At 46.3% G+C, this 11,679-nt stretch carries 11 protein-coding genes; 7 read left to right on the top strand and 4 right to left on the bottom strand.

The features are described 5' to 3' along the window. A partial coding sequence (locus QUB14_RS10145) for an IS630 family transposase (RefSeq protein WP_333297175.1) occupies nucleotides 1-540 on the top strand: 540 nt, incomplete at its 5' end. 380 nt (nucleotides 541-920) lie between these two features. On the opposite strand, the gene QUB14_RS10150 is transcribed toward QUB14_RS10145, so the two are convergent. Both QUB14_RS10150 and QUB14_RS10155 read right to left on the bottom strand, forming a co-directional pair. Continuing rightward, the gene (locus QUB14_RS10150; RefSeq protein ID WP_333297177.1) at nucleotides 921-1,130 is read right to left on the bottom strand and encodes a hypothetical protein; all 210 of its coding nucleotides are present in this window, start codon (nucleotides 1,128-1,130) and stop codon (nucleotides 921-923) included. 96 nt (nucleotides 1,131-1,226) lie between these two features. Beyond that, complete coding sequence (locus QUB14_RS10155; protein WP_333216725.1) at nucleotides 1,227-2,120, bottom strand: AraC family transcriptional regulator; 894 nt, start codon at nucleotides 2,118-2,120, stop codon at nucleotides 1,227-1,229. 361 nt (nucleotides 2,121-2,481) lie between these two features. On the opposite strand from QUB14_RS10155, the gene QUB14_RS10160 reads away from it, so the two are divergent. The 4 genes from QUB14_RS10160 (at nucleotide 2,482) to QUB14_RS10175 (ending at nucleotide 9,368) form a co-directional block, all read left to right on the top strand. After that, nucleotides 2,482-4,626 (top strand): peptidase domain-containing ABC transporter, encoded by a 2,145-nt coding sequence (locus tag QUB14_RS10160; protein ID WP_333216727.1) that lies wholly within the window; start codon nucleotides 2,482-2,484, stop codon nucleotides 4,624-4,626. A 588-nt stretch (nucleotides 4,627-5,214) separates the two neighbouring features. Next, nucleotides 5,215-6,537, top strand: coding sequence for a 3-isopropylmalate dehydratase large subunit (locus tag QUB14_RS10165; protein WP_333077709.1), 1,323 nt, complete (start codon nucleotides 5,215-5,217; stop codon nucleotides 6,535-6,537). Nucleotides 6,538-7,898: 1,361 nt separating this feature from the next. Further along, the gene (locus QUB14_RS10170; protein WP_333216730.1) at nucleotides 7,899-8,657 is read left to right on the top strand and encodes a DNA-binding protein; all 759 of its coding nucleotides are present in this window, start codon (nucleotides 7,899-7,901) and stop codon (nucleotides 8,655-8,657) included. Nucleotides 8,658-8,879: 222 nt separating this feature from the next. Then, complete coding sequence (locus QUB14_RS10175; RefSeq protein WP_333216812.1) at nucleotides 8,880-9,368, top strand: gluconokinase; 489 nt, start codon at nucleotides 8,880-8,882, stop codon at nucleotides 9,366-9,368. Nucleotides 9,369-9,590: 222 nt separating this feature from the next. On the opposite strand, the gene QUB14_RS10180 is transcribed toward QUB14_RS10175, so the two are convergent. Both QUB14_RS10180 and QUB14_RS10185 read right to left on the bottom strand, forming a co-directional pair. Beyond that, complete coding sequence (locus QUB14_RS10180; RefSeq protein ID WP_190661858.1) at nucleotides 9,591-10,568, bottom strand: carbohydrate kinase family protein; 978 nt, start codon at nucleotides 10,566-10,568, stop codon at nucleotides 9,591-9,593. Nucleotides 10,569-10,783: 215 nt separating this feature from the next. Next, nucleotides 10,784-10,951 carry a hypothetical protein gene (locus QUB14_RS10185; protein ID WP_190661857.1) on the bottom strand — a complete coding sequence of 56 codons (168 nt, stop codon included), beginning with the start codon at nucleotides 10,949-10,951 and terminating at the stop codon, nucleotides 10,784-10,786. A gap of 60 nt (nucleotides 10,952-11,011) precedes the next feature. On the opposite strand from QUB14_RS10185, the gene QUB14_RS10190 reads away from it, so the two are divergent. Both QUB14_RS10190 and QUB14_RS10195 read left to right on the top strand, forming a co-directional pair. Beyond that, nucleotides 11,012-11,287: a photosynthetic electron transport-dependent transcriptional regulator PedR gene (locus tag QUB14_RS10190; protein ID WP_006633901.1), complete on the top strand. Its 276-nt coding sequence runs from the start codon at nucleotides 11,012-11,014 to the stop codon at nucleotides 11,285-11,287. 34 nt (nucleotides 11,288-11,321) lie between these two features. Next, nucleotides 11,322-11,603 carry a hypothetical protein gene (locus QUB14_RS10195; RefSeq protein ID WP_190661939.1) on the top strand — a complete coding sequence of 94 codons (282 nt, stop codon included), beginning with the start codon at nucleotides 11,322-11,324 and terminating at the stop codon, nucleotides 11,601-11,603. The last annotated feature ends 76 nt before the right edge of the window (nucleotides 11,604-11,679 follow it).

Genomic DNA, 11,679 nt, shown 5'->3' on the forward strand with positions numbered 1-11,679 from the left:
ATTCGACAAATTTGTTTGAAAGACTTAATATTCATTGATGAATCTGGAGTAAACTTGGCAATGGTTAGGTTATATGCTAGGTCTCTAAAAGGTTCAAGAGCCAAGGGGCCAAAACCGAATAAACGGGGCAGAAATGTCTCAATAATTGGAGCTATATCGGTCAACGAAATCCTAACATCCGTCAATTTAACAGGTACAACTGATACAATTACATTTGAGGCTTTTATTATACGAAAGCTAGTACCCAAACTCTGGAAAGGTGCTTGTGTAGTGATGGATAATTGTACTATTCATACCGGAGAAGAAATAGAAAAAGCCATCAAAAAGAAAGGGGCAAAATTAATATACTTGTCCCCCTATTCTCCCGACTTCTCACCAATTGAACATTTATGGTCAAAACTCAAAAACATTCTCCGTTCTATCAAGACGACTAATTATCGAGAATTAGCAAAAGCGATAGAGTTTGCCTTCAATCAAGTTACATTATCCGATATGAGGAATTGGTTTACTCACTGCTGTTATTGTACCTCATCTATCTGAGAAACGCTATAGCGCCATTATGGCAGGCGCATTACCTGTATTGCACGTTCTTGCTTGCTATAACTTGAAGAAGCTTTTGGGCATACTACAAGTCCGAGCGTGTGAAATAGGGCTATCGACTTTAGAGTTGTCTCTATCTCAGTAAGGACAGGAAACTGTGGTCATGGACGATCGCGAGCCTCCTGGATCGTCTGAACTCCTGTTAGGAGTATCAACATCAGAAGGCAGCGAGAGTTAGCCGTCAAAGAGAACGTCAACGGTCGCTGGCATCTATCCGCTGGTTGAGCCTCATAGGTTGGTCGCCAGCGACCGTTGCCGTTGTTGATGGACATTCATAAGTTGAGACTTACTCGCGCTTTCAGGTCTGCTTAGACTCAACTCTAGTCCTTTCTGGGCGGGGTGGAAGTGAATGCGGGCTCGTACCATAGGTTCTTCCCCGCGTAATAATACGGAGTAGAACCACCGCTTACTGCTGCTTCAGAAGTTTCGCTAAGTTCGCTCCACAATTGGTTTGACTTATCCTTGTTTAAGGAAATGTCGGCTAGCTTTTGAGAATCGTTTTTTTGAATTACTCTATCTTTGGCAATCATCGATTTGTCTCCTTTGTGGAAATTATGAATTACTACCATGATGGCAAAGGGCGCCTTACCTGTATTGCACGATCTTGCTGTTTTTGCACATTCTTGCTATGACTTGAGTAAAGTCTTGGGAGTCACTCCAGTCAAGCGTTTGAAGTGGCGGTTGAGGTGACTTTGATGAGAAAAGCCGCAGGCGATCGCAATTTCAGACAAACTCATCTTTCCCTGCAACAGCAATTGTTTGGCCCGTTCAACCCGCTGTTGAATCACGTATTGGTGCGGACTGATACCAACAGATTGTTTGAAAGCGCGGGAAAAGTGGTAGGGACTGAGTTGCGCGATCGCCGCCAGTTGGTCTAAACTGAATTGCCGTTCTAAATAATCGTTGATATAGTCTTTAACCCACCTCAATTTGTGTGGACACATTCCCCCTTTACACTCGAAACTTCGAGTCCCTTGCGTCGAATAATGCCGCAATAAATGTACGGCAAGTGCATTCGCCATCGTCTCTGCATAAAGCTGGCTGCCCCCGCCATCTGATTGCGCTTCTGCCTTGAGTGCCAGTCCAATTTGCTGGATTAACGGATCTTGAAATGCCATCGGACACAATAACTCAACTTGCTCGGTATTGAATAACTCCAGTGCGCTGCGAGCTAAGAATTCGTGTTCTAGATTGAGAGAGAGTAAATTCATTTCACTATGCCAGCGAAGTTCGTGAGATTGATTGAACGGACAAAGACCGATCGCACCTGGCAATACTTGCTTGGTTTCCCACTTGCCGTCAATTTTTCGTTCCAAAAGGAGATTCTGTCCGAGGTTGATGCCGATCTGGTAGGAGGCGATCGCATATTCGGGAGTTTCAAACGGAGGCTGGCGGTGGTATTCTAAACTGATGCCAGTCCAAATTGTGCGATCGATCTTCGCGATCGGCAACTGAGGAAATATCTCGGGGAAGTGGTTTTCTTGACTTGAATCGACAAAAAGAACTTTACCTTCTGACATGATTTTGTGTCCCCCGCTACAAAACTATCTTTCTCTTGAGAAGTTAGGATTTACGCAAAAACAGCCTTTCAAGACTATTGGTAGCGGTAAGGTGCGGTGTGTTTCACCCTACAGATAGAGTTCATGGGTAAGTCATAATATTGCAACTTTACGGTTTATTGAATTTTACGTTTAATAGGGCGATCGGCGACTAAAATCAATTTCTCAATATCCAAAGGAAGTCAAGGGCCTGCAGGATGACTAACCCCTACTCCCCACAAGAGTTTTTGGAGATGTCTAATCATCAAGCGTTCTAGGCGCAAAAGACCCAGAGAAACGAAAAATCAACAAAGGAAATAAGCCTGTAAGCTTCAAACTTGTTATGAAATACCCGATCGTTCTCCAACACAGCGAAGAAGACTGCGGTGCCGCCTGTCTCGCCACGGTTGCCAAATCCTGCGGGCGCACGTTGGCCATCAACCGCGTCCGCGAAGCCGTCGGTACGGGACAATTGGGCACAACGCTGCTGGGATTGCGCCGCGGGGCAGAAGCTTTGGGATTTAACGCCCGTTCCGTCAAAGCGACACCCGAATTGATCGATCGCCTCAACGAAGCCCCGCTTCCGGCGATCATTCACTGGAAAGGCTATCACTGGGTTGTCCTCTACGGCCGCCGGGGCAAAAAGTACGTGGTTGCCGATCCCGGTGCAGGCCTGCGCTACCTCACCCGCGAGGCACTCACAGAGTCTTGGAACAATGGAGTGATGCTGCTGCTGGTGCCGGACGAGAACCGTTTTTACGCACTGCCAAATGACCGAATAGGGGGATTTGGGCGCTTTTTGCAGCGCGTCTGGCACTACCGCGGCTTAGTTGCCGAAGTTTTGCCGCTGAACATGGCGATCGGCCTGCTTTCTCTGGCATTCCCGCTGCTGATTCAGGTACTCACCGACGACGTATTGGTGCGGAGAGACACCGAACTGCTAATCACGATCGCGATCGCCACCGCCGCCACACTCCTCTTCAGCAGCCTGCTAAGCCTAGTTCAGGCCAATCTAGTGGCTCACTTAGCTCAACGTTTGGAACTAGGACTCGCACTCGAATTCGGTCGCCAAATCCTGCGACTTCCCCTCAGCTACTACGAATCGCACCGCAGCGGCGAAATTGTCAGCCGCCTGCGGGACATCCGGGAAATCAATCTGCTAGTCTCCCAGGTAGTAACCACCCTGCCTAGCCAATTCTTCATCGCCCTAGTATCCCTGGGATTTATGCTGGTCTATAGCTGGCAACTGACTGTCGCTGCCGTCGGCGTTTCGTTCCTCACAACTCTGTCAGCCCTAATCTTCCTGCCCGCCCTGCAACAGAAAACCCGCGACGTTTTGGTCACAGATGCGGAAAACCAAGGCCTGTTAGTTGAGAATTTCAAAGGCGCCCTGACTTTAAAAACCAACAATGCCGCGCCTCAAGCTTGGGAAGAAGTGCAAAGTCGCTTCGGTCATCTGGCAAATGCCACCTTCGGCTTGTTACAAATCAGCATCCTCAACAGCGTCTTCTCTACTCTGGCATCCGGCGTCGGTTCCCTTGCCGTCCTCTGTTTTGGCAGCATTCTAGTAATTCGCCAAGAACTCACCGTCGGTCAACTGCTGGCATTCAACGGCATGAACCGCAACTTTACCGCCCTAATTGGCACCGCCATCAACTTGACGGACGAGTTCGCCCGCGCTCAAACTGCTACCCAGCGTCTCGGCGACATCATCGACACCGCGCCAGAAATGGGGGAGAACGCCCCGCGCGATCGTGCCGACATTCCCGCTGATGCCGATATTACTTGCAAAAACCTCAACTTCCATCACATCGGCCGCGTGGATTTGCTGAAAGACTTTTCTCTGACGATTCCCGGCGGTAAGGTGACAGCTTTGATTGGCAAATCCGGCTGCGGCAAAAGTACGCTGGCAAAACTGCTTGCCGGTTTGTATGCGCTGCAATCCGGCAATATCCGCTTCGGGCAGTACAATCAATCCGATTTGTCCCTAGAATGCCTGCGCGAACAAGTCGTGCTCGTGCCGCAGGAAGCTCACTTTTGGAGCCGATCGATTGTCGAGAATTTCCGCTTTTGTTACCCTAGCGCGACTTTAGAACAAATAGTAAAAGCTTGCCAAATTGCCGGTGCCGACGATTTTGTCAGCGGACTTCCCGACACGTATCAGACTGTTTTGGGCGAGTTTGGCGCGAATCTTTCTGGCGGACAAAGGCAAAGATTGGCGATCGCCCGCGCCCTTGTCACCGACCCGCCTGTATTGATTTTAGATGAATCTACTGGAGCCCTCGATCCCGCAACTGAAACCGAAGTGCTCGATCGACTGCTGGCTTATCGTCTGGGCAAAACGACTATTTTAATCAGCCACCGTCCCCGAGTCATTCAGCGCGCCGATTTGATTGTACTGCTCGATCGGGGCGAACTCAAACTAACTGGAAGTCCTCAAGATTTGAGCCAAATTCCGGGGGAACATTTAGATTTTTTGCATCCATAAAGTATCTCAAATTCGGTTAATTGCACCTGATAACTGTAGGGACACAGCAGTGTTCATAGGTGTCAACTTAACGTTAAACGGATAGTCCGACAGGGGTTGAAACCCCTACCTCAAAGCTAAAGTCCTCTTGCATAGGCCTGAGAAGAAAAAATTTTAAACTGATTAGTCCTCCTCGCTGTGGACTTTAGCTATTAGACAGGGAATTCATTTCCTAGCGGACTACCGGATGGGCAGGCTGCTTTCGCCAATCATAGTAATTTTTCCCTTCGACTTTTCGATAAATTATTACAAAATTTTGCTCAGATCCAAACTGAATGTTTAAATTAAGTTACCGTCCAATATACTTTACATTTTGATAATTCACTCTAATTATTTAACAACACATAGCATTACGCATAATTGCGTAAGGTGGGGATTTCCCGCCCTACAATTGATATTCAATGCAATTGAAAACTGCTATAAAGCTGGACAGTTCCCTAAAGTTGGAAGTACATCCGAGACATTTTCCTGCCTCAGTATCTTGGGTAACAGGGAATGTTTCGCTTACAATACACTATGTAGCATCTAATAAAAAAGAGCGATCGCACTATGGGAATGACTCTGACCGAAAAAATATTAGCCAAAGCATCAGGGCGCACTAAAGTCGAGCCCGGAGAAAATATCTGGGTAGAAACAGATGTGTTGATGACCCACGATGTTTGCGGGCCCGGCACCATCGGCGTTTTCAAACGCGAATTCGGTGAGAATGCTAAAGTCTGGAACCCAGACAAAATCGTCCTCATTCCCGACCACTACATTTTCACCAACGACGAACGCGCTAACCGCAACGTCGATATTCTCCGCGATTTTGCCAAAGAACAAGGGATAAAATACTTTTACGACATCACGGATCGATCGGACTTCAAAGCAAATCCCGACTACAAAGGAGTTTGCCACATCGCCTTAGCACAAGAAGGTCACACCAGGCCGGGCGAAGTGCTCTTCGGCACAGATTCCCACACCTGCAATGCCGGCGCTTTCGGACAATTCGCCACCGGTATCGGCAATACAGACGCGGCTTTTATCATGGGAACCGGCAAACTGTTAATCAAAGTTCCCGCAACCATGCGCTTTGTGTTCAACGGTGAACTGCCGGATTATTTGTTAGCAAAAGACCTGATTTTGCAGATTATTGGTGATATTAGCGTTGCCGGTGCTAACTACCGGACAATGGAATTTGCCGGCGATACAGTTGAGCGTTTGACGATGGAAGAACGGATGACGCTGTGCAATATGGTGATTGAAGCTGGCGGTAAAAACGGCACGGTTGCGCCCGACAAAACTACGTTTGATTACGTTACTTCGCGGACTGACAAACCCTTCGATTCATTTTACAGCGATGGGGATGCTAAATTTTATAGCGATCGCACCTACGATGTCAGCAAATTAGAACCAGTCGTCGCCAAACCGCACTCTCCTGACAACCGCGACTTAGCCCGCAACTGCCGCGATGTCAAGATCGATCGAGTGTACATCGGTTCTTGCACCGGTGGCAAAACCTCCGACTTTCTGAATGCCGCCCGCATTCTGAAAGGAAATCAAGTCAAAGTTCCGACTTATTTAGTACCAGCAACTCAGAAAGTTTACGAAGATTTGTTTGTCACAAAATACGAAGGTCAAACGCTTTCGGAAATCTTCTTAGCAGCAGGCTGCATCGAACCCGCAGCGCCTTCTTGCGCCGCTTGTTTGGGCGGGCCGAAAGACACTTTTGGGCGGATGAACGAACCAGAAATTTGTGTATCTACAACTAACCGCAATTTCCCCGGCCGCATGGGGAATAAAGAAGCGCAAGTTTATCTAGCTTCGCCTTACACGGCGGCGGCTTCTGCGCTGACTGGGTACGTCACCGATCCGCGCGAATTCCTGTGTTAGAAAGTAGCTGATTTGACACTCCCCAGCCTAAAAGCCTGGGGATTCTTGGTTCTGGCGACATACCTTAAAACTATCTATCCTTGTGGCAATACTTAAACCAAATATCCGTTCAAAGGAACCAAATATCGAGCCTAATTTAGTTAGTCCCAGAGGGTTTTATCTCCCCAAGCGTTCGAGAATTACTTCTCCTGTTACCGGATGCCCTACGGTACGTTTTAACTTCCAAAAATTTAGTTTTCTGGTTTTGGCTTACGTTAGTCAGCCTAGCTATAGTCAGCCTAGCTATGTTTTTCGTGGTTTTCGCCACCCACTAACCATTATTATTTTCCGACCAGTCGTTTGAGCTTGGTGTCTCATGTGTATCGGCGGTTATTCTACCTGTGGTATAAGTATCATTGTACTCTACTTTAAATAGAATGGAAGGAAATTTGAAAAATAGATACTAACGCAACTAAACGATTAAAACAAAAATCGGCAATCAATTAAAGCCGTCCTATTAAGAAGGGGCTTTAGACCCAATTATCTTGGTAAGGTGCTCTGCGGCGCCCCCGGAGGCCCCTGGAAGGTGCGCCGCAGAGTACCCTACGAGATGAATGTAACGTGTGCTTCGGCGCACCCGCAAAAATGAGTGTAAAATGACCTATAAAAAAGTAGGAGGACGATATTAATGCCAAACTATCGCCGATTTTAGCTTCCTGGTGTAAGTTTATTCCTAACGCTTGTTACCTACAATCGTACACCGCTATTTTCCGAGTTAGAAAATGTCTTGCGACTCAGCAATGCTGTATGGGCGGTTAAATCAGAATAACCTTTTGAAATTATTGGGCCGTTGTAATGCCAGACTACATTCATTTTTTGTGAAAATTACCTCCTAATCATACTCCCTATCCCAAGCATATTGGAGAGATAAAAGTTATATTTACACAATCTTTGCGAGGTCAAGGAACTTGGGTTCAAAATATGTCATTTTCTGGTTTCCAGAGTCTAGAAAGTGATGTTTGATATCGGCGCTTTTGGGGATATCCTATTTGCCAACAAGATGATTGTGAACGGCATTGAAACGATATTCACTACAATCCTGTTAAGTACAATTTAATTTATTGTCCGCATTTGTGGTATTATTTTAGCTTTAGCTTCTGGTTAAAAAAGATGTTTATTCAGTTGGTTGGTGCTGCTGTCGTTCTGGCAGAAATCCAAAAATACCAAATTTTGATGCCATTTCCTATAGACTAAGAGAATACATTCACAGGGCTTACGTAAAAATTGGTTTGACAGGCTACTTATAGCGGTAAGGTGCGCCGCAGAGCGCAACCCTATCATTGTGTAAGGTGTGCACTGCTTGAATTGACAGGAGATTTGCTTTGAAGACACTATTTTTGGCTTGGCAAAGCCCGCGCAGCGGTTCTTGGTTTCCGATTGGTCGATTGACATTTAACGGTAAAGAATATCAGTTCAATTATACAAAGGGTGTTCTAGAAGCTAAACTTAAGTGCGGGTTTCAGCCCTTGCCATCTTTCCCAAATTTCAATAATGTTTACACTTCAGAGAAAGTGTTTTCGTTGTTTTCTAATCGAGTGATGTCGCGATCGCGCCCTGACTACCCTGAATTTGTACAGTGGTTGAATATCCCTGAACACGAACATGACCCAATTGCTTTATTGGCGCGCAGCGGAGGGAAACGGGCAACTGATAAATTTGAGGTATTCCCCTGTCCCGAACCAGATGAAAATGGACGTTACTGTATCCATTTTTTTGCAGATGGACTGCGATACCTTTCAAAGTCGGCAATTGAACGGATTAATCGGCTTCAAGTGGGCGAACTTTTGTATTTAGCCCACGAATTTCAAAATCCGCGCGCTTCCCGTCTGCTTCTGTGTAGTAAAGATCACTGGATAGTCGGCTATTGTCAGCGCTATCTTGTGGAGGATATTTTTGAAATTATCTCGCAGCATCCAGAATTGGTTCGCGTAGAAGTCGATCGCCTCAATCAACCCCCAACGCCGCTACAGTTCCGCTTGCTGTGCAAGATGACTGCCGAGTGGCGAGACTTTCGCCCCTTCCAAGGTCGGATGTACCAGCCGGTTAGCAGTGATGTTTTAGCTGCAAGTGCGATCGGATAATCAGCCACAATAAGTACAATTATCATCACAAAGTTAGGGAAGAACCCAAGTTAATTATTGTGAATTCCTTAGACCCACTCGGGAATAAAATTGCTCTAGAATTAGAAATAGACTGGGTTTGTTGAATTGTTTATAATTGTATGATTCATCGAACCACTTACGAAACCCGGTTTCTCGATCGCACAACTCGATAAAATTGCAAGTATTCGGTAAATAAACGTGATGATTACAATCGTGATGGGAGTCTCAGGTTCTGGCAAAACTACTGTTGGCAAGTTGCTGGCGCAATCTCTCAACTGGGATTTCCGCGATGCCGACGATTTTCACCCATCAGCTAATATCGAGAAAATGAGTCGCGGCATTCCTTTAGAAGATGCGGATCGCCTTCCTTGGCTATTACAATTGCAAGCGGCAATAGACAGGTGGTTGTTAGAAAATCAAAATGTGGTTTTGGCTTGTTCTGCTTTAAAAGCATCTTACCGCGAAATGCTCTGCCGCGACCAACAGGGGGTGAAAATTGTTTATCTCAAATGTTCTTTTCAGATATTGGCAGCCCGGTTAACAAGTCGCGAAAATCACTACATGAAAGCAGACTTGTTGTTAAGTCAGTTAGACACTCTCGAAGAACCAGAAGATGCAATTATCATAGATGCTTCGCAACCGCTAGAGGTAATCTTGCGCCAAATTAGAAATCATCTGAAGTGCGGTTAATGGCTCACAATAAAACCTCTAATACCAAATCTGGCTTAAATACCTGTTTATTTTTTAGTCCCTGTCAGCTAGGACGAGAGTTGGTATAGTAGGGATTCCAAACGCCGAGTCTTATCGACGCTTTTTAACGGAGGTTTAGTATAAGAATTATTTTTTTTCAGCTCCCGGGTTTCTGAAACAAATTTAGTCCCCTCTCCGTTTCCGGGGGAGAGGTGTGGCGTGCTAATGTTTGTACAAATACAAGAAAGCTTCTACTTCAGCAGCGGTTGGTTGAGCTTTAATTGCCCCGGGTTTCATCGCTGTCATCGAACCTACCGCATTCGCATAAGTTACAACTTTTTTTGTTATTTCTGGATCGGCTAAACTCTTAATTCCCACCTTGCACAATTGGCTGACAAAACCCGCCAAAAATGCGTCGCCGGCACCATTTGTATCCTCAACATCTACTTTAAATGCGGGGATTTTTCCTTCATTTTCCGACATACAATAGGCGCAACCTTTCTCGCCCGCAGTCACCAAAACGCCTTCTACGGAATCGAGGCGGTAGGTAATAGCTCCAGCGTCGCTAGTGTCAAACAACCATTCGGCTTCTTCCTCAGATAACTTGACAAAATCAACTTTTTTTAATAGTTTTCTAATGTGCGCTTTTGCTTCGTCTGGATTTGACCAAAACACCGGACGCCAATTGATGTCAAGTATAATTTTAACGTCGTACTGTTCTGCTAGTTCGATCGCTCGGGCGATCGCCTCTCGACTCTCAGGATAAGCTAATTCTAAAGTGCCTAGCACTAAAAAATCCGCATTTTCAAACAGCACCTGGGGTAGTTGTGCCGCGAGGAGGTGGGTGTCGGCAAAATCCGCAGTATCGAATTCGCCAAAACCGGCAAAAGATCGATCGCCCGCTTGATTCCGCAAGACATAAACTTGCCGCGTCGGCGCACTCGGATGGCGCTGCACTCCAGCGATATCTACCCCTACTTCTTGCAATACCTCCACTAGGGAATCCCCCAATTCATCCTCACCTACAGCACCGATAAATCCCGCCGCCGTCCCCAATTTAACCAAAGCACAGGCAACATTAGCAGGAGCACCACCGGGATATGCCGTCCAAGATTCTACCTCTTCGAGAGATACTCCTGGTTGGTCTGCTAAACAATCAAATAAAACTTCACCCAGACACAGAACGCGAGGATAAGTCATAGAAATTTTAGATTTGAGATGTGAGATTTTAGAGCAGCAGTAGACAGGTCAATAATGATTTTTAACCCATCCCAGAAAAATTGCAAGCTATTTTTTTATGGCTGATCCTATAATATCAGACTTATTGATACTGGCAGTTACTCGCTCAACGCACAAGTGCAGTGCGGGCGTATCAGTTGTTTTACCTGAAAACATCTGCGGGTTTGACCCGGATGTCAGATGGGCGTAGGTAAAGGCAGCATCCGCCACCCGACGCACAAGCAGTGCAAGTGGCTGTGCGTCTTGGCTGTGTCAGCGCGAGGTTGACACTCCTGGCGATTCTGGAAGCGAGTTGGTGCTTCGGGCCCGAAATAGTAGCACAGCAAATTTAATTTTCTCTTCATACTCGATCCCTCATCCTTTAGAATTGTAGATAGGTAAATATGCAGACATAGGAAAAGTTTATGAGTGGGATTGTCTCTGGGACCCCTGTCACCCTGTCGGACAGAGAATTGCAAGTGGTAGAGTTAGTAGCGGCGGGATTGACTAATGAGAAAATCGCCGAAAAGTTAGAGATTAGCAAGCGTACTGTTGACAACCACATTAGCAATATCTTGAACAAGACGCGCGCTGACAATCGAGTTACGCTTGTACGCTGGGCGTTGCAGTGGGGAAAGGTATGTTTGGACAATATTAACTGCTGCCCTTTACCGCGGCCGATCGATAAAGAAGTATCTTAATTAGGGGATCAGGTTGGGGACAGGCAAAGAAATGATGCAAACGGCACAAGAAAAACAACTCCGCTATCAAATTCAAAGCCCTGGATTGCCGCTGGCGGTGTATCGCGAAGTGGCGGTCCATTTGCGTCAAGTTGAAGGGGTGCAAACCGGTTTAATTCCGCAGCAGTCGCAGCGGTTTGATTACGGCGACAGCCAAATTGGGGGTTTGTGGATACAGTATCCTGAAGGGTTCGATTTGGCAGGTCGCCAGCGGGTCGATCGCATTTTGGCTTATTATGGCGATCGTTACGGAGCGTGGGAATTATTAAGTCATTAGTTATTGGGAATTGTTAACTGTTAACTGTTGACTGTTAACTAATAACTAAGAACTAATGACTAATTACTAATGACAA

This window comes from Microcoleus sp. B3-D2, assembly GCF_036705345.1.
Taxonomy (GTDB): Bacteria; Cyanobacteriota; Cyanobacteriia; order Cyanobacteriales; family Microcoleaceae; genus Microcoleus.